The 20,602-nt window shown below is 49.8% G+C and carries 24 protein-coding genes and 1 tRNA gene; 13 read left to right on the top strand and 12 right to left on the bottom strand.

Annotated features, from left to right (window positions below):
- Nucleotides 1-3: 3 nt before the first annotated feature.
- From fadB to ACFQ0F_RS02055, 3 genes are all read right to left on the bottom strand, one after another.
- Nucleotides 4-2,154 carry a fatty acid oxidation complex subunit alpha FadB gene (gene fadB, locus ACFQ0F_RS02065; RefSeq protein WP_379068559.1) on the bottom strand — a complete coding sequence of 717 codons (2,151 nt, stop codon included), beginning with the start codon at nucleotides 2,152-2,154 and terminating at the stop codon, nucleotides 4-6.
- A gap of 141 nt (nucleotides 2,155-2,295) precedes the next feature.
- Nucleotides 2,296-4,755 carry an AAA family ATPase gene (locus ACFQ0F_RS02060; protein ID WP_379068556.1) on the bottom strand — a complete coding sequence of 820 codons (2,460 nt, stop codon included), beginning with the start codon at nucleotides 4,753-4,755 and terminating at the stop codon, nucleotides 2,296-2,298.
- Nucleotides 4,752-5,225: a PaaI family thioesterase gene (locus ACFQ0F_RS02055; protein WP_379068553.1), complete on the bottom strand. Its 474-nt coding sequence runs from the start codon at nucleotides 5,223-5,225 to the stop codon at nucleotides 4,752-4,754. The genes ACFQ0F_RS02060 and ACFQ0F_RS02055 overlap by 4 nt, the downstream gene beginning before the upstream one ends.
- Before the next feature lie 121 nt (nucleotides 5,226-5,346).
- On the opposite strand from ACFQ0F_RS02055, the gene ACFQ0F_RS02050 reads away from it, so the two are divergent.
- The gene (locus ACFQ0F_RS02050) at nucleotides 5,347-7,107 is read left to right on the top strand and encodes a proline--tRNA ligase (RefSeq protein WP_379068550.1); all 1,761 of its coding nucleotides are present in this window, start codon (nucleotides 5,347-5,349) and stop codon (nucleotides 7,105-7,107) included.
- Between the two features lie 60 nt (nucleotides 7,108-7,167).
- On the opposite strand, the gene ACFQ0F_RS02045 is transcribed toward ACFQ0F_RS02050, so the two are convergent.
- Nucleotides 7,168-7,662: a M48 family metallopeptidase gene (locus ACFQ0F_RS02045; RefSeq protein WP_340675370.1), complete on the bottom strand. Its 495-nt coding sequence runs from the start codon at nucleotides 7,660-7,662 to the stop codon at nucleotides 7,168-7,170.
- A 240-nt stretch (nucleotides 7,663-7,902) separates the two neighbouring features.
- On the opposite strand from ACFQ0F_RS02045, the gene ACFQ0F_RS02040 reads away from it, so the two are divergent.
- Nucleotides 7,903-8,229: an H-NS histone family protein gene (locus tag ACFQ0F_RS02040; protein WP_340675371.1), complete on the top strand. Its 327-nt coding sequence runs from the start codon at nucleotides 7,903-7,905 to the stop codon at nucleotides 8,227-8,229.
- 69 nt (nucleotides 8,230-8,298) lie between these two features.
- Nucleotides 8,299-8,373: transfer RNA gene (locus ACFQ0F_RS02035), tRNA-Val, on the top strand.
- A 220-nt stretch (nucleotides 8,374-8,593) separates the two neighbouring features.
- On the opposite strand, the gene ACFQ0F_RS02030 is transcribed toward ACFQ0F_RS02035, so the two are convergent.
- Nucleotides 8,594-8,806, bottom strand: coding sequence for a helix-turn-helix domain-containing protein (locus ACFQ0F_RS02030; protein ID WP_379068546.1), 213 nt, complete (start codon nucleotides 8,804-8,806; stop codon nucleotides 8,594-8,596).
- A gap of 136 nt (nucleotides 8,807-8,942) precedes the next feature.
- Here ACFQ0F_RS02030 and ACFQ0F_RS02025 point away from each other — a divergent pair, with 136 nt between their 5' ends.
- The 4 genes from ACFQ0F_RS02025 to ACFQ0F_RS02010 are packed head-to-tail and all read left to right on the top strand — an operon-like array spanning nucleotide 8,943 to nucleotide 11,623.
- Nucleotides 8,943-9,173 (top strand): hypothetical protein, encoded by a 231-nt coding sequence (locus tag ACFQ0F_RS02025; RefSeq protein ID WP_379068543.1) that lies wholly within the window; start codon nucleotides 8,943-8,945, stop codon nucleotides 9,171-9,173.
- On the top strand, nucleotides 9,166-10,356 hold the full coding sequence (locus ACFQ0F_RS02020; RefSeq protein ID WP_379068539.1) for a tyrosine-type recombinase/integrase: 1,191 nt from the start codon (nucleotides 9,166-9,168) through the stop codon (nucleotides 10,354-10,356). The genes ACFQ0F_RS02025 and ACFQ0F_RS02020 overlap by 8 nt, the downstream gene beginning before the upstream one ends.
- Nucleotides 10,353-10,655 (top strand): hypothetical protein, encoded by a 303-nt coding sequence (locus ACFQ0F_RS02015; RefSeq protein WP_379068536.1) that lies wholly within the window; start codon nucleotides 10,353-10,355, stop codon nucleotides 10,653-10,655. The genes ACFQ0F_RS02020 and ACFQ0F_RS02015 overlap by 4 nt, the downstream gene beginning before the upstream one ends.
- On the top strand, nucleotides 10,652-11,623 hold the full coding sequence (locus tag ACFQ0F_RS02010; protein ID WP_379068534.1) for an HD domain-containing protein: 972 nt from the start codon (nucleotides 10,652-10,654) through the stop codon (nucleotides 11,621-11,623). The genes ACFQ0F_RS02015 and ACFQ0F_RS02010 overlap by 4 nt, the downstream gene beginning before the upstream one ends.
- An 84-nt stretch (nucleotides 11,624-11,707) precedes the next feature.
- On the opposite strand, the gene ACFQ0F_RS02005 is transcribed toward ACFQ0F_RS02010, so the two are convergent.
- The 3 genes from ACFQ0F_RS02005 to ACFQ0F_RS01995 form a co-directional block, all read right to left on the bottom strand.
- Nucleotides 11,708-12,184, bottom strand: a complete 477-nt coding sequence (locus ACFQ0F_RS02005; RefSeq protein ID WP_379068531.1) for a GNAT family N-acetyltransferase — start codon at nucleotides 12,182-12,184, stop codon at nucleotides 11,708-11,710.
- Between the two features lie 371 nt (nucleotides 12,185-12,555).
- Nucleotides 12,556-12,993 carry a DUF3293 domain-containing protein gene (locus ACFQ0F_RS02000; RefSeq protein ID WP_379068528.1) on the bottom strand — a complete coding sequence of 146 codons (438 nt, stop codon included), beginning with the start codon at nucleotides 12,991-12,993 and terminating at the stop codon, nucleotides 12,556-12,558.
- Nucleotides 12,990-13,577, bottom strand: a complete 588-nt coding sequence (locus ACFQ0F_RS01995) for a hypothetical protein (RefSeq protein WP_379068525.1) — start codon at nucleotides 13,575-13,577, stop codon at nucleotides 12,990-12,992. The genes ACFQ0F_RS02000 and ACFQ0F_RS01995 overlap by 4 nt, the downstream gene beginning before the upstream one ends.
- A gap of 26 nt (nucleotides 13,578-13,603) precedes the next feature.
- Between ACFQ0F_RS01995 and ACFQ0F_RS01990 the strand changes: the two genes are divergently transcribed.
- From ACFQ0F_RS01990 to ACFQ0F_RS01965, 6 genes are all read left to right on the top strand, one after another.
- Entirely contained in the window at nucleotides 13,604-14,176 is a 573-nt protein-coding gene (locus ACFQ0F_RS01990) for a LexA family protein (protein ID WP_379068522.1), read from the top strand.
- A 1-nt stretch (nucleotide 14,177) separates the two neighbouring features.
- Nucleotides 14,178-15,446: a Y-family DNA polymerase gene (locus ACFQ0F_RS01985; protein WP_379068519.1), complete on the top strand. Its 1,269-nt coding sequence runs from the start codon at nucleotides 14,178-14,180 to the stop codon at nucleotides 15,444-15,446.
- Nucleotides 15,447-15,497: 51 nt separating this feature from the next.
- The gene (locus tag ACFQ0F_RS01980) at nucleotides 15,498-15,860 is read left to right on the top strand and encodes a DUF3024 domain-containing protein (protein ID WP_379068516.1); all 363 of its coding nucleotides are present in this window, start codon (nucleotides 15,498-15,500) and stop codon (nucleotides 15,858-15,860) included.
- The gene (locus tag ACFQ0F_RS01975) at nucleotides 15,853-16,257 is read left to right on the top strand and encodes a hypothetical protein (protein ID WP_379068513.1); all 405 of its coding nucleotides are present in this window, start codon (nucleotides 15,853-15,855) and stop codon (nucleotides 16,255-16,257) included. Before ACFQ0F_RS01980 ends, ACFQ0F_RS01975 begins: the two co-directional genes overlap by 8 nt.
- A gap of 54 nt (nucleotides 16,258-16,311) precedes the next feature.
- A complete protein-coding gene (locus tag ACFQ0F_RS01970; protein WP_379068510.1) occupies nucleotides 16,312-16,743 on the top strand; it encodes an MbcA/ParS/Xre antitoxin family protein in 432 nt (143 codons plus the stop codon).
- A gap of 636 nt (nucleotides 16,744-17,379) precedes the next feature.
- Nucleotides 17,380-17,985: a TetR/AcrR family transcriptional regulator gene (locus tag ACFQ0F_RS01965; protein ID WP_379068507.1), complete on the top strand. Its 606-nt coding sequence runs from the start codon at nucleotides 17,380-17,382 to the stop codon at nucleotides 17,983-17,985.
- 252 nt (nucleotides 17,986-18,237) lie between these two features.
- Here the strand turns inward: ACFQ0F_RS01965 and ACFQ0F_RS01960 are convergent, their stop codons facing one another.
- The 4 genes from ACFQ0F_RS01960 to ACFQ0F_RS01945 all read right to left on the bottom strand — a co-directional run bounded on the left by ACFQ0F_RS01960 (nucleotide 18,238) and on the right by ACFQ0F_RS01945 (nucleotide 20,400).
- On the bottom strand, nucleotides 18,238-18,735 hold the full coding sequence (locus ACFQ0F_RS01960) for an IS6 family transposase (RefSeq protein WP_379068504.1): 498 nt from the start codon (nucleotides 18,733-18,735) through the stop codon (nucleotides 18,238-18,240).
- Nucleotides 18,736-18,830: 95 nt separating this feature from the next.
- Nucleotides 18,831-19,514 (bottom strand): IS6 family transposase, encoded by a 684-nt coding sequence (locus ACFQ0F_RS01955; RefSeq protein WP_379068501.1) that lies wholly within the window; start codon nucleotides 19,512-19,514, stop codon nucleotides 18,831-18,833.
- 43 nt (nucleotides 19,515-19,557) lie between these two features.
- The gene (locus ACFQ0F_RS01950) at nucleotides 19,558-19,965 is read right to left on the bottom strand and encodes a GFA family protein (protein WP_379068498.1); all 408 of its coding nucleotides are present in this window, start codon (nucleotides 19,963-19,965) and stop codon (nucleotides 19,558-19,560) included.
- 3 nt (nucleotides 19,966-19,968) lie between these two features.
- Entirely contained in the window at nucleotides 19,969-20,400 is a 432-nt protein-coding gene (locus ACFQ0F_RS01945) for a DUF6713 family protein (RefSeq protein ID WP_379068495.1), read from the bottom strand.
- Between the last annotated feature and the right edge of the window lie 202 nt (nucleotides 20,401-20,602).

Genomic DNA, 20,602 nt, shown 5'->3' with positions numbered 1-20,602 from the left:
AGATCAGCCGAAAAATTTCTGGTTATTGGCGGCCATGGTTTTAATCAAGGCTGGGGCTTCATAGGCTTTGCCTAAATGCGCGAACTTCTCGCACAGCGCCAAGTAGTTAGCGATGCCCATCTGGTCGACATAACGGCAAGCGCCGCCACGGAACGGTGGGAAACCAATGCCCATGATCAACGCCATATCGGCTTCAGCTGCGGTATCAACGATCTTCTCTTCCAAGCAACGAGCGATTTCGTTAACCAGTGGCAGCATTAAGCGCGCGATGATTTCGTCTGCTTCAAACTCTTTGCGCTCGCCAACAACAGGCGCGATCAGCTCATAAGTAGTTGGGTCGACAACTTTCTTCGTTTTGCCCTTCTTGTCTTGTTCGTAGACATAGAAGCCTTTGCCATTTTTCTGGCCATAACGGCTATTGTCGAACATGATTTCAGTAGCCGACTTGTAGTCTGGCTTCATGCGATCAGGGAAACCTTCGGCCATCACGGCTGCTGCGTGCACGCCAGTGTCGATACCGACCACGTCGAGCAAATAAGCAGGGCCCATAGGCCAGCCAAATTTTTCCATGACTTTATCGATGGCTTGGAAATCAGCGCCATCACGCACCAACATGTCGAAACCACCGAAGTATGGGAACAGCACGCGGTTGACCAAGAAACCTGGGCAGTCATTGACCACGATAGGTGTTTTGCCCATTTGCTGCGCCAATTTCACAGTGGCGGCAACCGCTTCATCCGAGGTTTTTTCGCCACGGATCACTTCTACCAAAGGCATCATGTGCACTGGGTTGAAGAAGTGCATGCCGACAAAGTTTTCTGGACGCTTCAGCGATTTCGCCAAATGCGTGATCGAAATTGTCGATGTGTTCGATGCCAAGATGGTGTCATCAGTCACTAAACCTTCGACCTCAGACAAGACAGCGGCCTTCACCTTGGCGTTTTCCACCACGGCTTCAATAACAATATCAACGCTGCCGAAATCACCGTAGTTCAGTGTTGGGCGAATGCTCGACAGTACTTGGCCCATTTTCGGTACGGTTAAGCGGCCTTTGGCAACTTGGTTGGAAAGCAATTTAGTTGCCTCGCCCATGCCAAGATCTAGTGCCTCACTACGAATATCTTTCATGATGATCGGCGTGCCTTTGCTCGCCGATTGGTAGGCGATGCCGCCACCCATGATGCCCGCGCCCAATACGGCCGCTTGCTTAATGACTTTCCCTGATTTCGCTGAATGCTTTTTGGTAATTTTCTTCACAGCTTGATCAGCCATGAACAGACCAATTAATGCATTCGCTTGTGGCGTAACTGCTGCTTTAGCAAAACCAGCGGCTTCCGCTTTCATCGCGTCATCGCGAGTCATGCTGGCGTGCTTCTGCATGGTTTTCACTGCCAACACTGGCGCTGGGTAGTTGCTACCGGCTTTACCAGCGACAACGGCCATCGACGTGTTGAACGCCATCATCTGCTCCATCATATTGAGCTTGACGGGGGCGAGCTTCTCGGCTTTTTTGGCTTTCCAGTCGAGCTTGCCGGCAATGGCCAAGCCCAATAGGTCAATAGCGGCATCGCGCAGCATTTCAGGTGCAACAACAGCATCAACTGCGCCATCTTTCAGGGCGGCGTCGGGGCGTTTTTCGCTGCCACCGGCAATCCACTCAACGGCGTTATCGATACCAATGACACGGCTCAAACGCACGGTGCCGCCGAAGCCTGGGAATAAGCCCAATTTCACTTCTGGCAGACCAACTTTGGCGCTTGATGACATCACGCGGTAGTCGCATGACAGGCACATTTCGAAACCGCCACCGAGAGCGATGCCGTTGATGGCAACCACGGTGGGCACATTAATATCTTCAAATGCGCTGAAAACAGATGCCGCTTTAGCGGTCCATTCGATAACGCCGGCTTCGCCATTAGCAAATAGCGAACCGAATTCTGTGATGTCTGCGCCAACAATGAACACGCCTTTAGCGGAACTGACCAAGACGCCTTTGATGCTGCTATCGGCCTTAATGGCGTCGGTGGCAGCGGCTAACTCATTGACCGTTAAAGCGTTAAATTTGTTCACCGACTCGTTGGCGAGATCGAAGGTGAGCTCAGCGAGGCCATTGTCCAGCGCTTCCACGCGGATGGCCGATCCCGAATAAATCATGCAGTGATCTCCAAATCAGGGGATGACACACGCCACAGTCGCAACAAGCGGCTATTACAGCGCGTGACTCGAGTTTACTTATCTTGAAAGGTTTTGGCAGGTTCTAGCCCCGCCAATGCCCGTCTATTTGTGACCCGAGGGTCAGTTTACTACCGATTTGGTCGGCTTAACCGCTGCCGCCGCCTCGTCTTTCTCTTCTACTTTATCGTCATCTTTGTCATCGTCTTTTTCAGCATCGTGCCAGACTGCGAAGCGCTCACTAACGGCGGCAAAGACACTACCATCAGGATATTCACCTTCAGCATCGACAACACCAGCAGGTAACCCTAGCAGCAGTTCAATGGCTTCTTCTACGCGACTAACGGCATAGATGCGAAATTGTCCAGCGGCCACGGCAGCGCGAACATCATCGCGCAACATCAAGTGCCGCACATTTTGCACAGGGATGATAACCGCTTGCTCGCCGGTTAAGCCCTTAATCTGACATGCAGCAAAATAGCCTTCGATTTTCTCATTCACGCCGCCAATCGGCTGCACATCGCCAAATTGGTTCACCGAGCCGGTGATGCCAAACGACTGTTTCACTGGCAAGCGGGCGACGGCCGAGAGCAAGCCGCAGAGCTCGCCCAGCGAGGCACTATCACCATCGACACCAGAATACGATTGCTCGAAGGCAATATTGGCGGCAAAACGTAGCGGATGCTCAGCACCGAATCGTGCCTTTAAATAGCTGGTGAGAATCATCACGCCTTTGGAGTGAATGGCACCACCCAGCTCAACATCACGCTCAATGTCGGTGATCTCGCCATTGCCATAATGCGCGGTAACCGAGATGCGCGATGGCAGGCCAAAGCTAGCATCGCCATAGCTGACCACCGTGAGGCCGTTGACCTGACCAATGACCGATCCGGAGCAGCTAAAGAGCTGGCTGCCCATCTCAATTTCTTCTAAATACAGGCGGCGAATACGATCGTGGCGGCGCTCGCGGCCTTGCAGAGCATGAGTGATGTGCTCGCTGGCGATGATCTCGGCCTTAGCCTGCATCGCCCAATAGTTTGACTCGCGCAATAAATCAGCTACGCCGCGTGCATGCAGCGAAAGCAGGTTTTGATCATCAGCAGTACGAGCGCTCTCCTCGATCAAACGCGCCACGCCAGAACGATCTAGCGGCAGCAGACTTTCTCGATTAGCGATATCGGCAAGGAAATGTGCGTAAGCCAGTTCACTTTCCGGTGTACGCGGCATTTCCGACTCAAAGTCGGCGCGCATTTTGAACACAGTTTCTAGCTCAGGATCGAACTCTTGCAGCAGATAAAATGTCTCACGATCGCCCAAAAGCACCAGCTTTAAATTCAGTGAAATTGGATCCGGCTCCAGCGATACCGTACCGGTGAGCGTGAGCATCTGCTCTAGCGACGACAGCTTAAGATTTTTCGCACGCAATGAGCGTTTCAAGCTCTGCCAAGCGTATGGATGTTCCAGCACTTGCTCGGCTTCTATTAATAGAAAGCCGCCATTGGCCATGTGCAATGCGCCCGGGCGAATCAGCGTGAAATCGGTGGCGACCGTGCCCATATAAGTGACTTGCTCAACATGACCGAGCAAGTTGTAGTGCGTTGGCAAGTCTTCGTAAATCACCGGCGCACCGGCTTTTGGGTCGTTACTAACCACGGCATTGACTTGGTAGCGCACCGGCGGCAGCTGCTCACCAGCCTGCCCCACCGACACCGTCGCGTCTTGGTTTTCTTCGGCGTTTAACACCAGCTCAAGATGGCTGAGCAGGTCGGCCTTATAGGTTTTCAAATAATCCAACAGGCGCGGATGCTCAGCGTAGCGCTGCTGCAATTTCGCCAGTAAAGGCTCCAGCACCGCACGCGCGACTTCATCGTTGAGCTTGTCGATTTGCTCGCGATGACGCTCTTCGGCCTGATCCAGCTTGCGTGCAACTTTACCTAAGCGTTTTTCCATCTCGGTGATAGACACTTTAATTCGCGCACGCTGCTCGCTAGATAACTTGCTATGCGCATCTTCAGTCATCGCCTCGCCAGCGGCATCCATCGGCGAAAAACCATAGCCGCCGGGCGTGCGCAAAATCAGCTTAACGCCCTGCTTCTCGCCGATGCGCGTGAGCTGCGCGAGTGCATCTTGCTGAGCGCGGGTGATCTGCAGTTTCAGGCTATCGCGGCGCTCCTGATAACGATCGCCTTCGAAGGCATTAAGGATCCGATCGGCGAGCTGGCGCCAAAGCTTATGCATATCGGCGCGAAAGCTTTTGCCCATGCCCGCTGGCAGCTCAATGGCCTCGGGGTAGCGTGGATCGAGGAAGTTATTGACGTAAATCCAGTCGCTAGGCGCTGGCATCGACTTCGCCAGACCATCTAAATAGCGGCGAATCATAGTGCGTTTGCCAAGGCCATTGCTGCCGATAGCAAATAAGTTATAGCCGTCGTGTGGCATGGCCACGGCCATCTCGACCGATTCGCGCGCACGTTCTTGACCGAGGAAATCGGTCATCGGCTTTAGGCGTTTTGTATTGCGAAATGGCAGATTTTTCAGCCGCGTGGGGCTGTAGAGCTGACTTAGTAATAATGGCTTCATCATATGCCTTCTCCTGTTGCTGCGGCGCTGGAGGCATCGGTAATACTGGCCTCTGCTGTGCGCGAAAAAGGGATGGCGTAGGTGCCGGTGGCCTGAGCCACCAGGCTGTTATCTAGGCTGGAGCGAATGTGTACATCAATGACCGCCGAGCGACGGCCTAAGCGTAAAAGCCGCGCTTCGGCGAGTAAGTCGGCAGGCTGTGGTTTTTGCAGGAAATTGATATTGAGATTTTGCGTCACCGCCAAGCCTATTGGGCCCAGCGTGGCCAAAATAATCGCATACATGGCGGTATCGGCCAGAGCCATCATGGTCGGGCCAGACAAACTACCACCGGGGCGCAGCTGATCATCGCGGTAAGCGAGGCGCACTGTGGTGCTCTCGGCAGTGACCGTTTCCACTAGGCAACCCGACTCGGCGTAGGCCGGCAAACCGGCGCAAATAAACTGATCGACCTCGGCCGCAGTCATCTTCATAGCATGCATCTCAAAAAAACCTCCCGCAGTTTGCCATAAGCTGGGCTCATTCTCGTAGATAGTTGCGCCCGCAATTCGTAAACTACGCGGCTATATACATCTGCTTATTGAGAACTCAGCCATGCGCGCCAGTCAAACCTTGCTTGCCACCCTCCGCGAAACCCCTGCCGATGCCGAGGTGATCTCGCATCAGCTCATGCTCCGCGCCGGCATGATTCGCAAGCTCGCCAGCGGCTTGTACAACTGGCTGCCGCTGGGCAACCGCGTGCTGAAAAAAGTTGAGCGCATCATCCGCGAAGAAATGGACCGTGCCGGTGCGCTGGAAGTACTTATGCCAGTGACACAACCCATTGAACTATGGGAAGAAACTGGCCGCGCCGTACAATATGGCCCTGAGCTTTTACGCTTTAGCGATCGCCACGGCCGCCCTTTCGTGCTCGGCCCTACGCACGAGGAAGTAATCACCGATCTCGCGCGCAATGAGCTGCAAAGCTACAAACAATTGCCGGTGAATTTCTACCAAGTGCAAACCAAATTTCGCGATGAGATTCGCCCACGCTTTGGCGTTATGCGCTCACGCGAATTCATCATGAAAGACGCCTACTCCTTCCATATCGACCATGCCTCGTTAGAGCAAACCTATCAGGTCATGTTTGATACTTATTGCCGCATCTTCACGCGATTGGGCTTAAATTTCCGCCCTGTGCAGGCCGACACTGGCTCTATTGGCGGCACCGGCTCGCATGAATTCCATGTGCTCGCCGACAGCGGCGAAGATGACATCGCTTTTTCCGACACTTCCGATTACGCCGCCAACGTGGAAATGGCCGAAGCGCTGGCGCCATCGCAAGCGCGTGCAGCGGCTTCTCAGGCAAGGCAGTCGGTCGCAACGCCAACACAAACGCTATGCGAAGAAGTGGCTGAGCTGCTAGGCGTAACTCTCACTCAAGTCGTTAAATCGGTGGCAGTTGTTGCACCCGTGCCGGTTGATGCCGACACGCTGAAAGCCAACCCGAAAGCTCTGCCCGGCCAACGCTTTTTCTTACTTTTGCTGCGCGCTGATCATGAATTAAACGAGATCAAAGCCAGCAAGCTCGATGGCTTAAAAGATATGCGCTTGGCCACTAGCGAAGAGATTCAAGCGGCGCTCAGCTGCGTGCCCGGATTCATCGGACCTGTTGGTGTAAGCGCAGATGTGACGGTGATTGCTGACCGCACGGCGGCGGCAATGAGCGATTTTATCTGCGGCGCTAACCGCGTGGGCGAGCATTTGAGCGGCGTGAATTTTGGCCGTGATCTGCCAGAGCCCATCGTGGCTGATATTCGCAATGTGGTGGCTGGCGACCCATCGCCCTGTGGCAAGGGCACGCTGGCGATCAAACGCGGCATCGAAGTTGGGCATATTTTCCAGCTCGGTCAGAAGTACTCAGCGGCATTGGGCGCAAGCGTGCTCGGCGAAGGCGGCAAGCCACAAGTGATGACCATGGGCTGCTACGGCATTGGCGTCACCCGCGCCGTGGCCTCGGCCATTGAGCAGAACTACGACGACAAAGGCATCATTTGGCCAGATGCTATTGCGCCGTATCAGATCGCTTTGGTACCGATGAACTGGCAGAAATCGCAGCGCATCCAGACAGAAGCTACTGCACTTTACGAGCAGCTAAAGGCCGCTGGTTACGATGTCTTGCTGGATGATCGCAATGAGCGCCCTGGCGTGAAGTTTTCCGACATGGAGCTGATCGGCATCCCACACCGATTGGTGATGGGCGAGAAAGGTTTGGATGCGGGCACGATTGAATACAAAGGCCGCCGAGACACTGAGTCTCGCGATATTGCTTTGGATGAGCTGATGGCGTTTTTGGGCGAATCAGTAAAAGCCTAAAGTTAGAGAAACGCTTGCCTCTGTTGCTTCGGAGGCAAGCGCTTTAGAAGCCAAGCGCATCTAACCCTTCAGCGTCAAAAACAACCTCAAATCTAACTCTAGCTGATGATAGTCCGGCTCCATATGCTGGCAGAGCTGATAAAACGCCTTGTTGTGCTCCTTCTCGCGTAAATGCGCGAGCTCATGCACCACCACCATGCGCAGCAACGGCTCCGGCAGCGTTTTCAGCAACGCCGACACCTTGATCTCATTCTTGCGTTTGAGCTTGCTGCCCTGCACCCGACTCACGAAGCGATGCTGCCCCAACGCGTTATCGATGACATGCAGCCGCGCATCGTAAAACACCTTAGTCACCGCCACACTGCTGCGCATATGCTGCTGCTTTAGCCGCTGCGTGTAGTCATACAATGCTCCATCGTTTTGGATGGCATGCGCCGGCGCATCCGGATAGCGCTTCGCCAGCCACGCGCCGAGCTGACCATCATCGATAAGCTGCTGCACCTGCTGGCGCAGCGCTGGGCTATAGCCCCCGAGGTATTTAAGACTGCTCGTCACACACTAATCTCAATTTCAGTACACCCATAAATACACCTAAAAATCCTCATACTCAGTCAAAATACTGCTTTAAAAAACTTCATCGCCAAGCAATAGTTATCTAGCACTAGAGTGCCCCCGCATATAATGACTCATAGCTCTACCAAATCCATAGTTAACTAACATTATGTAGATAAAGCTTGAATTTTATTTAAAATGAAACTATAAAGCACGTGTCTCAACTAACCTTAGGTTTAACAAATGATTGATGTCTCCCATTTAACAGTAAATCAACTGGATGATTTAATTGCTCAAGCGCAAAAGGAAATTACGCGCAAAAAGGCTTTGGCTCGTAAGTCATTAATGGCAGATATGGAAAAGCTAGCACGCGATGCTGGTGTTTCCTTGAATGAGCTCTTCCCAGAAGCTGGCGCCGCTAAGCCAAGCAAAGTGAAGACGCCGGTTGCTCCTAAATACCGCAACCCCAATGATGCTTCGCAAACATGGACAGGCCGTGGTCGTCAGCCGCTATGGATTGCTGCACTGTTAGCTGAAGGTAAGCGCCTAGAAGATTTGCTAATTAAATAGCAATAACCCTCGTTCGGCGTCTTGCATCTAGACTATTTTGTACTAGAATGCGCGCACGCCGTACGCGGCGGGCGATTAGCTCAGGGGGAGAGCACTACCTTCACACGGTAGGGGTCACTGGTTCGATCCCAGTATCGCCCACCAAACATTAAAACCTGCAAAGCCTTGCGCGATGCGGGTTTCGTTGTTTTTGGGGCTTGGTTTTTCTTTTTATGGGCAATGGCAACTTTGTCCGTTGCCCATGCGTTGCCCAAATATTGCCCAAAGAAAATTCTAAAAAGTAGGGGGTCATTCGATTTATGACCCCTACTCTAAAAACTTATTGTATCGTTGCCCAAAATTAAGCTAAGTAACTGATTATAAATTATTTATTGTAAATAAAAATATCTTCAATCTTGCAATCGAAAAAATGGCACAGCTCTGCCAATGACCCAATATCGATCCGCTGTAAGTCATCTCGGTACATCAAATATAGCAACGTCCGAGATACACCTGTGATTTTATGCAACTCAGCAACTGTCATGCGTTTTTCAGCCAGCAGAATATTGAGGCGGCATGTAATAGAGCCCTTACCCATATAAAATGTCTCCTAAAGATATCCAATGCTTGACAAAGGCACATATTCGCTCTTACAGTGCCTCTTAGAGATCTTTGGTGGCCCTTAAAGGTAACCAGGATCTGTAACCGATACTTTAACTAGCGAGGAAATATCAATGAATCTTACATTGATTACAACAGAAGAGCTTGCCAAACGAATCAAGTACTCACCGCACTACATTCGTCGGCATTTAGTAGACAACAAACTTCTTGAAGGAGTGCACTACAAGCGCCCGTTTGACGGTCGAAAAATCCTCTTCATTTGGGAGCGCATTGAAAGCGAAATCTTCGGCAGCCAAGACAGCATTGTTATCCCAATGGCATCGGGAGGTGCTTATCATGGCTAGCATCCGTGTGCTGAAAAGCAACAAGCTATACATCGACTTTCGCTACCTTGATGAGCGCTTTCGTGAAGTCACCCTACTTGAAAATTCGGTAGCTAATAAAAAGACGCTGGCTCAAATGGCCAAGCGACTAGATGCTGAAATCACCCTTGGCACGTTCGACTACAAAAAGTACTTTCCTGAAAGCAAAAGCCTAAAAAAGGTTGCGCTATTAGAGCGACGAAAAAGCCAAGGTCGTCTAGGTGACGATATCCCAACGCTCAACCAACAAATAGACCGGTGGCTTAAAGAAAAAGAAGTTGAGTGGCGTATCAACTATCGCAACACGATGGCTAACCTCATAAATAAGCATATAAGGCCTGATCTAGGTGGCATATTGCTAGATGCATTCTTGCGAGACGGGGCAATAACCTTCCGGTCAGGGCTCGCAGAATATAGAACACCAAGTGGCAAGCCATTGTCTAATGCAACCATCAATCGAATTATGACGATTTTAAAAGCGATAGTTGAAGATGGATGTATCCAACACAAACTCATCACGCCATTTGACCGTATCAAAAAGCTGAAGGAGGTTAAAACTCACGTTGAGCCATTTAACCTCAATGAAGTGACGGCAATGATTGAAGATGTTCGTTCCGATTTCAGAAGCTATCTAATTACGCGCTTCTTTACTGGGATGCGCTCTGCTGAAATTAATGGACTGCGCTGGAAATGTGTTGACTTTGAACGTCGTGAAATTTTAGTCCGTGAAACCTTCACACAGGGCATTTTTGAGTACACCAAAAACGATCCCTCTCAGCGCGAAATCGCTATGTCTACTCCCGTATTGGAGGCACTAAAGCGTCAATTCGAAAGTACTGGGCATAGAGGACGAGATGGGTTGGTATTTTGCTCTCGACAAGGAACTCCTATCGACGCAAAAAACTTCACCAATCGCATATGGAAGCCCATGTTAGTAGATCTCGATATTGCTTATCGACGTCCCTATAACACTAGGCACACCTGCGCCACACTTTGGCTCGCCTCGGGCGAGGCACCTGAGTGGACAGCTCGTCAACTCGGCCATGCCAATACACAGATGCTTTTTAGTGTTTATAGCCGTTACGTGCCCAACCTCACTCGTAATGATGGCTCTGCGTTTGAGCGCATGTTAGCAAGTACAGGTACAACAGGAGTAGTCGCATGAGCGTTCACTACTTGCACGAAGAGCGCCTGCGTCGCCAGGTTGCTAAAGCGCAAACCCTAGTCACTCGCATGGCTAAGGCTTTGCATGACGGGTACTGCATTCACCCCGACTTATCACTCTCTGAGACATTGGGTTATGACATGGCTCTATCCAATATTGAAGCTATGGAGTGCTTTGTTAAAGACCAGCTTCAACTACCAGACGAGCAAATGGCGCAGTCTATATTTCAAGTCCTTTGCGATCGGCTACAGAACAGATTGACGCGCCTGCCTAGTCATATGCAAGGAGGTTTCCTATGATCTTGGCCAACACAATGTCACTCAACAAACACATTGGCCAAGACATATGCTTGCAGTGTCGCTTGAGCCAGCAAGAAAGCCTTGTTTCACAATATGGTAAGCCTTACTTTCGCCTTAAGCTCGAGGATAGCTATGGCAAAAGCTACGGCCTGATTTGGCCAAATAATGAGCTATATCAACACATACACAGCCTAGACCCACAGCAACTACCGCCAATCGAAGTGTCAGGTCGTGTAGCCCAGCTCAATCACTACATCTATATCAAAGTAGCTGACCTATCACTAATGACTGACCAGCACATAGTGAATGGTGCGCAAGTATTACCAAAAATGCTTGTGCCATTTCTTGCACATGAAGCCCATGCATGGCTAGTCAATTTTATCAGTGCGCTTTCATCTGATGCGCTACGTACTTTTATGACAAGAATGCTGTTAGACCCGAAAATTGGACTTAACTACTTTCGAGCCAGAGCCAGCGTCAGTAACCATCACAACTACCAAGGGGGATTGCTAACTCATAGCGTTGAAGTGGCACGCCTTGTAGCTAGTATGGGAAGGGAAATTGGTCTAAACCAACTCGATCTTGAGCTTTCACAAGTAGGAGCGCTTCTTCATGATCTCGGTAAAATATTAGTCGTTGGCGAGCGCAACCCTCGACCACTGCCATGGAAGTTGTTTCGTCATGAAGCGCAATCATTACTCTTGATTGCGCCACATCTCAGCAAACTAAATATTGAGTACCCAATGCTTGGTTGGGCACTGACTCATATGCTGGACCGCTTAGCTTCTGCTAAGTCATCGATAGATAGCCACTTCATTGGCGAGGATTTGATTCGACATGCTGACTATCTGTCGGCAGCAAATAGCGTTGGCAAGTCATTAGAAGACTTAGTTCAAAATGGTAGGTTTGATCAAGCGTCCAATGATCCTAGCGTCATTGATTCGAAAACTCATGCTCAACCATCGTAGTAATTGGTGTGATCATCAACCGAACCTTAACGATGGTATCGCTTACTCAAACTAGCGCCTAGGAAACTAGGTCCGTATCAATCATCAGGCCTCTACACTCGCCAACACTCCAGCCATTGCGAATCTTTTCAATAGCATGCCATTACGCTCAACTACCTGCTCTTCAACAACATTAAATCCTTTTGACTCAAAGAATGGCCGCGCCTCGATGCTAGCTTCAGTTGATAAGCTACACACCCCATTCGCAAGAAGAACTCTCGAAGTAATTTCATATAACTGTGATGCCACACCTTTGCGCGAGAATGTCGGAGACGTGTAAAGGAATACTATGTGGCCGTTGTCGGTATAAGTGATAAAGCCAACCATCGTCCCATCAAACTCTGCCACCAATGTCTCCAAGGTTGATAGTTTAGTACTCCATTGCTCTAAATCAGGTGATTTTGGTGCCCAAGCCGTCAACTGTTCAGGCGTATAGTTTCGTGCAGCCAAGAGGTGTACTGATGCAGTGAACAAAGCAACAATTGATTCTACGTCGCGACTAGTTGAAGTTCTTATATTCATGATCTAAGCGTCATCAATGCCGAATTTAGTTAGCTTCTGCAGTAGCCTTCACCGACAACAACTGTCAGACAGTTAGTTTTTCCACTCAACCATTTCATGCCAGTTCCATCACCGTCTGTTGCATGGATAGACACCGCCTCTTCATTGCGCTCAAACACGATTTCTTTACCAACAGCCTTGCCTTGGAAAGTCGAAAGGCCATCTAAGTTTTGAATTGTGATTTCATAAATCCCTTTACCACCAGCCAGCGATTAGTGAAACCAAAATAGCGCATACAGTTGGTTGTAGTGGTCAACTAATCTCGGACATAGTTTTAAGTTTTTCTTCCGCCATTGCCACCTCAACCTTAGACAGCAAAAAACACTGCAGCGCTACCTAAGCAGTATCAGCTCAGCTGCATCATTGGTGATGTGCACCACGGCATTCTGCGAAAAAATGCTGCCAATTTGCCTAGCCCCATCGCGACTTAGTGGGCTGATAAGCAGGCTCCGCTCGGCTGGCCATTTTGGATTCCCGCTGGCTAAGCGCGCCAAACCAACACCTTCCCCTAACCGGGTTTGTAGGCCTTCACCCATGACTAACTCAAGCAAATCGTTGTGGAGAGACTCATTAATAGCATCTGCAAGCTGATCGCCTAATGGGTTAACAGCGGTTATGTAGCCTGCTTCTGTGATGCCTTGTTTAGACAACCACTCCTTAACAGCTGGCGAATGCTGGCCTATGCGAAGTGTGATGACCTCGCCATCAGCCTGGATGGTGTAATGAGTCGCTTGGTAGGCTGCGATAAGCTCATTTGAAAGTACTGTCATGTATCGGCCTCCAAAACTCGCCTTCGATAGACAATCAGCAGCATCAACATAAGGCATGCCGCCGTAATGGCTGCTGGGAAAAGAACTGTAGCCACCGAATACCTTTCCAACGCCATCACCACAATACTGTTTCTCACAGCAAATAAGCCAAAAAATGCTAGCGACTCCGAGTTAGGTGCTGCGTAGGCTTTTCTAATGGTTGGCCCGAACCCCAAAAGATCTACAGCCGTCAGCACAATGACTGCCCACATGGGATCTGAGGTGAAGTACCACAGTGGTATAGACGACATAGCCGCTGTAAAAAAGCACCAGTCTGTTTTGGTAATGGCAATGTCTGCTCGCTTTATATAGGCCAGCACCGCAATCAGTATGGTGATTGTTCCGGAAACGCCAATGGCCCATGCTCCAGCACCGCCGCCGGATTGAAGCTGAGCCCCAAACACTACACAGGTTGTACTGCCCCATATAACCCATGAGAACACATGCGGCTGAATTTTCTCCTGAACGATGTCTCGTATATAGGGCAAGAATGCTGCCAATGTGAGCGCTATCGCTATAGCGCTGAGAACTTCTTTAATAGTCATGACGAGGCAGTATTGATCTACTTGTGGTGAGTTCCTCTGTTTTAATCCGCCAAGGCAACACCTGCAAAGCGTTTATTGTCCATGGCAGCACTACGTCTGCAGTGCATTATCCATTGACGATCGCAGACCTTCCAACAGATACTGCCCTTATGAACAGCATCATTGGCACACCCATACTTTCCTCATCACACCCACGCCTGCCATTACTGCAAGGCTCAGTGCCGGCTGGCTTTCCTTCGCCTGCCGCTGACTATGTGCAGAACACCATCGATCTGCATGAGCGTCTCATCCACAACCCTGAAGCCACATTCTTTATTCAAGTCAGTGGCGACTCCATGATTGATACCGGCATTGTTGATGGCTCGGTGCTGATTGTCGATGCATCACGTTCTCCGGCATCAGGCGATATCGTCGTGGCTAGCATTGATGGGCAGTTCACGGTTAAACGCCTTAAACGTGTCGCAGGTCGTTATGAACTTCATGCAGAGAATGAGCGCCATCCCTATCCTGTGCTGCATCCGACTGAAGAACTGCAAATCTTTGGTGTGGTCACGAGTCATATCGTTGAACACGCGACGCTAAAGCGTCCACGGCGCTGATATGACCATCTATGCCTTAGTTGATGCCAATAACTTCTACGCCACCTGTGAGAAGGTCTTTGATCCCTCTTTGGCAGATGTGCCGTTAGTGGTGCTGTCGAATAACGATGGCTGCATTGTGGCTAGATCAGCAGAAGCCAAAGAACTCGGCATTCCCATGGGTGCGCCGATGCATCAGTGGAAGGGATTTTGCGCCAATCATGGCGTGGTGATTAAGAGTTCGAACTACGCACTCTATGGCGACATGAGTTCGCGCATGTTGGCGATCTTGCAGAAGCTCTGTCCTGACGTAGAAAGCTACTCCATCGATGAGTCGTTTTTAAAGCTCGATGGCTTTAGTGATGCCACAGTGCTGGGATATGAGATACGCCAGACCTTACAGCAGCACATCAAAGTCACCTGCGGTGTTGGTATTGGGCCGAGCAAGACACTGGCAAAGTTTGCCAACCACATTGCTAAGAAGCACCCCGAGTATGGCGGTGTGTTTTCCGTAAGCGATGCACCAAAGATTGAGTTTGAGCAGCTAATGGCGTACTACCCGGTCAATGAAATCTGGGGCGTCGGACGCCAGCTTAGTAAGCGCTTAACAGCTGACGGTATTGAGACCGTGTTGGATCTTTCACGCTGTGATGCCAAGGCTATTCATGCACGCTATGGCGTGGTGTTAGCAAAGACCGTGCGTGAGCTGCGCGGAGAGGCGTGCATTAGCTTTGATGATATTGCTGCGCCTAAGCAGCAAATCATTGCATCACGCTCCTTTGCTGGCGTCACCACAGACTATCAAACGGTCAAAGCCGCACTCTCACATCACATTAGTCGTGCGGCTGAAAAGCTAAGACTGCAAGAGTCTGTGTGTGCTCATGTCTATGTGATGATTCGAACCAACCCCTTTCGAGAACAAGATCCTCAATATCGCAAGACCATCCTCATGCCGCTGCCTCATCCAACAGCTGATACCGCCGTATTGATGAAGGCGGCAATGGCTGCTTTGCGCAAAGGCTTTATTCCTGGCTTTCGGTATCACAAATGCGGCGTCATGCTCGGCGAAATACATCCGATGAACGCCTTACAGACCGATCTCTTTGCCTCTGTAGATGATCCAAAGCGACTTCGTCTGATGGGGCTACTGGATAGCATCAATAAGCGCCAAGGATCAGGTACATTGCACATGGCGAGCACACAGCTCAGTGCAGCCTGGCATATGCGGGCTGAAAATAGATCGCCCCGCTACACCACGTGCTGGGAGGAACTTCCAGTTGCCTATGCCTGAGAAAATGAAACTACTTATACTGATCAACCGAGCCCATACGGAGTGTGGCAAATGATGGACTCTCGACTACAGGCCCGTGTTAAAGATCACCTAGACATGCTGATGGCTGACATTCGCCCGCAACCCAGTGCGCGTAAAAACCATGACTTCAGCTATCGCCTGGGTGAAGAGCTATTCATCATTGAGCAGCAAGAGCCGCACGAGAATAGCGATGTCGTGACCTCAACGCCCTTAGTCAAAGTCGTGCATCTGGAAGAGCCCGAAGCCTGGGCTTTGTATGTACTAAGCGATGAGAGCAACTGGCAGGCATATGAGACCGTCAGTACCGCACCAAATTTAGCGCAAGCGCTCGTAGCAGTACGCTCGATCATTGCCAGTAAAGCCTCAAAGCAACTGATCGGCGACAATGTGTAGCGGAATTGAATACCAAGGTGAAATGCATCTGTGGTCTGACCCAGAAGTGCGGCTGCCAGTTCAGTTAAAGAACGGGGACTTGTCGTGGCTTCGCTGGGGTGCTCGGCATGGCATTGAAAGCCCGTTCTATCAAGGTCCTTGCGCTCGGCTTGAGTCCATCAAAATGGGCAAGTGGGATCGCTACCAACCTAAGGCTGTGAAAATCCCCATGGATCGTTACATGGAGCGAGATGCTAAGAACAAACCCTACTGGGTAAAGACTGAGCCTGAGCTAGTACTGCAAGGCCTAGTAGCAACATGGCAAGGCGAACAACGCATTTATGTTGTTACGGTCGAGACACCTGCCGAGTTTCAACATGTACAACCTAGATGGCCACGAGTCATTGGACCTAACTAATTATCACAAGCAGCGACTTAACTTGTCAGCACAATTAAACACAGGAGTCCTTTCGTGCTTAACCGTCTAAACGACACCGAGCTACAAGTCACTAAAGACTTCGGAGAGCTATCAATCCCAAGCAAAGATAGTCGTCTGCGACTGACTGCAATGATTCTTCAGCTATTTCGGCTTTGGAGCATTGATACCAATACGCAATCGGCACTTTTGGGTTTATCGCCAAAAAGCAAAACTATAGATACGTATTTGCTCGGCACAAAAGCAGTACCGAACTCGCCCGACTTACTCGATCGAATTGGTCATCTCCTAGCGATCCACAAATGCCTACGCACTCTGTATCCACATGATCACGACCTTGCCTACACCTGGGTGAGCTGTCCTAATCGTGCGTTTGATGGCCAGAGCCCATTATCGGTGATGCTGGCATACCGTTTTGCAGGCTTGCTGAGAGTCAAGTCATATCTTGAACACGCATGCAAGCATTAAGGGACTGACAAACTAACTTCCATAACTATCTCTATTACTCACGAATTGTGAGGTAAGAAGATGTCTAATGGAATAGGTCCGTATCAACTTCTAGCCTCGCTATTCGCTACAAATGCCGTAGACCCAGCGTGAAAGAATCTAAGCTTCATACTATCAAGTGACCCTGAATGTTTGTCACTTTGAGCGCTCTCGAAATGCACTCACTACAAGCAGCAAAGTAAGTGCCCCCACCACAAGAACTGCCACGTTGATACCAAATATGGCCATTTGCGTGCCATCCGAATGCAGCATCGAACCACCGTAGCTATTGGATGCTGCCCATGCAACTAGAAATGAAACCCCGGTTATTAGACAAAGAGTAATGGCAACCCAAGAGTCTCTGCGGCGTAATGCAAGAGTCAGTGCAAGAATCGCTATCCCTGCGTTGGTTAATAGCTGCCACGCTTCGTGAAGCCTCGCGTGTGATGGCCATAGCGGATTAGTAAGGTGGCTGCTGTTTAGCTCAAGTACGGGTATCAAAAGTGCGAATACAATGGCATGCATCGTGACCGCTACGATGGTTAGTCTGTTCATTTTGAGCCTTTTCAGTCAATATTGACACTGACAATATCAAACAATTAATTGACGGTGTCAACATTGGCCATATCCAAAGACAAACCTTTTCATCATCGCAACCTGAAAGAGGCGCTTCACGACACCGCCCTTTCGCTTCTCGACGCGAATGGAATCTCAGCTGTCACCATTCGAGCCGTTGCTCGCGAGGTAGGCGTGTCCCATGCAGCACCAGTGAATCACTACAAGGATCGGCAATCACTCTTAACCACGATCGCGATTCAACAGTTTCAAAGCATTCTTGTGGATATTGAAAAACAATTAGGCAACTCAGGTCTGAGCAACGCGGAGAGAGTTGAAGTCATTCCCAATGCCATGCTGAGTTATGGATTGAAGCACCCCAACCGCTACCAACTACTCTGGCGCAGAGATCTGATTGACTACGATGACCCGAGCATCATTAAAGTAACAGACCGAATCTACGATTGGTTGTGCGAAGAAATTCAACAAGCTATCCCCGAGTCAGCGTTTGACCGCGATACGGTTGCCATTGCTCTATGGTCAGTGGTGCATGGATATTTAGATATGCGTCAGAACGGGATGTTTCTGGAGAAGTCGGACACCGTTAATGGGCTACCAAGGCAAAGGGCGGTGCTTGATCTATTCCGAGCAATGTTAAGCGGCAGCTAAGGTACTGTGACCGTACTATCTAGGCGGCCGGCCATCATTACTGCGACTATGAACATCGGTATCAACTACTTCACTATCTTGATCAATGACAAGCAAAACTACTGACAGAGATACCCTTCCCTACCAGCAAGTCTTCAGTTTCATGAAGGCTCACATTGAATACGTAGTAGACCAAAACTGCATAGCTAATGATGCTGTGATGAAAGCAATGTCGTATGTCGGTACTCATCAACAAATTTCTCAACTGGCAAATTAACTTGCCAGTACCCTGTTGTTAGCGTATTTAGCTGTATTGTGATGAGCAGTCGGCATTAACTCGCGCTGAGCCACCCTATAACTTGCCAATTTATCAGTGACTATCGTTCGTGGCTCACCGCCATGATTGCGCAACAAGCGCTTAAAGAACTGCTTTGCCGCCGTATCATTGCGCCTACTCTGAACAAAGACATCGACCACTTCGCCATCTTGATCGACAGCCCGCCACAAGTAGTGCTGCTTTCCATTTATCTTGATGAATACCTCATCAAGATAAAACGTATCGCCAAATCCGCAATGCCTTTGCTTAAGCTTACGAGCATAGCTAGGCCCAAACTTGATACACCACAATCGGATCGACTCATAACTGACAGAGATGCCCTTCTCTGCCAGCAAATCTTCGATGTCACGAAAGCTCATGTTGAATCGATAGTAGATCCAGACTGCATAGCTAATGATGCTGGGATGAAAACGGTGTCGTCTGTAGGTACTCATGACCAAATTATCTCAACCCACGAGTTAACTTGTCAGTACCAGCGGGTACTGACAAGTTAACTTTTAAGCTTAGCAAGATTTGACCCTACCGCCTTTTACGCAACCACCGATCTCCACGTTGCAAACGCAGCTGTCCTGCTCCGGCGATAATGGCCTGCTGAAGTTAGGTGCCTGCCTAGATTAAATAAGTTAGATACTGCAGCATGATTCGTTAGAAATAGTTGGGCCTGGTTCGGAGACTTGAACCGTCGCATTCCTCGCTCTCTTAATCGCGTCGACTCATGCGATTGTTCAGCCCTATTGTTGGCGTACTTACTAGTGTCATGATGAGCGAAAGGCATTAGTTCGCGTTGAGCAACCCTATAACTTGCCAATTTATCAGTGACTATCGTTCGTGGCGGACCGCCATTGCTGCGTAACAAGCGCTTAAAGAATTGCCTAGCCGCTGCACCATTACGGCGACTCTGAACATAGACATCGACCACTTCGCCATCTTGATCAACGGCTCGCCACAAGTAGTGTTGTTTTCCGTTTATCTTGATAAATACCTCATCAAGATAAAACGTATCGCCGAATCCGCCGTGCTTATGCTTGAGCTTGCGAGCATAGGCAGGACCGAATTTGATACACCACAATCGGATCGCCTCATAACTGACAGAGATGCCCTTCTCTGCCAGTAAATCCTCGATGTCACGGAAGCTCAGGTTGAATCGGTAGTAGATCCAGACTGCGTAGCTGATGATACTGGGGTCAAATCGATGCCGTTTGTATGTACTCATGGGCAAATTATCTCAAGCAGCGAGTTAACTTGTCAGTGCCCGCTTACCCCTCCATTGGAGGGTATCGATCGAATTCAGGAAGCTCGTGAGCACTCGCCATCCATTGAACTCTTTCCGCAATCTGAATATGTACACGCGCTGGAATCTCGTCCGGCGAATCATATGTCCCACTCTGAATGTCTATAAGATCGGGAAGAGTTTTAGCATTCGAGTAAAAGAGCCCTGTTCCGCAATCTGAGCAAAATTGTCGGCGCGCATTCTCAGAAGATTTGTAAATTTTTGGAACGCCCTTGATGACCTTCAGGGCTTCTTGGGGGTACATGGTCCATCCAACCATCGGCGCGCCAGCATGACGCCGACAATCCGAGCAATGGCATAGCGCATGCGTGTAAGGCTCTCCTTCAACTTCGTAACGCACCGCACCACAATGACAACCACCTGCTAGCTTCATAATTTATTCCTCCAAAATTTCACTGCTTGCTTTCCGACGGTTGCGTCCCTTCTGCCCAAAACACAGATACGTCGCGCCACAAATGGCCGAACCGAAAATCAAACTGTTTGAAAGGACTCCGTCGAAGGAGTATGCGGACTGACTACCGAACGCAAGATGTAGCACTACATGCACCACGAGAAATACAGAAACCCAAAATTGTGCCGCAATTGCGCGTCTGGGAACTCGACTCGATAACCATCCAAGAACAATCGCGAAGATTGGAACGTGCATTGATACAAATATAACTCGACCGATTTCTGGCTCGAGCCAACTCGTCAGCGGCAACACCCGCCACTCCGAATGTGTCATCGCATCCATCTCGTGCGTAAACAGCAAGCTAACGCCAATAAGAAATGTCGCTCGAAGCCAAAACGGTTGTTTATATGAGCTCATAATTGTCCTAGCTGTACCAGCTCGCAAAGCCGACGGACCAAATCTCTCGCAAATATCTCAAGAGTACTGACGAGTTAACTTGTCAGTACCCAATCACTCACCAATCAAGAAGCACTGACTCGATACATCAAAGAGCAAATGCGCATGGTTGATGAGCCATTAGCCTCAGCTGTTTTCAACATCATGTGCGATCGCTTCCAGT

This window comes from Paraperlucidibaca wandonensis, from assembly GCF_042677145.1.
Classification (GTDB): Bacteria; Pseudomonadota; Gammaproteobacteria; order Pseudomonadales; family Moraxellaceae; genus Perlucidibaca; species Perlucidibaca wandonensis.
Note: the sequence above shows the minus strand (reverse complement) of the source record. Positions and strands in the feature narration are given on the sequence as shown.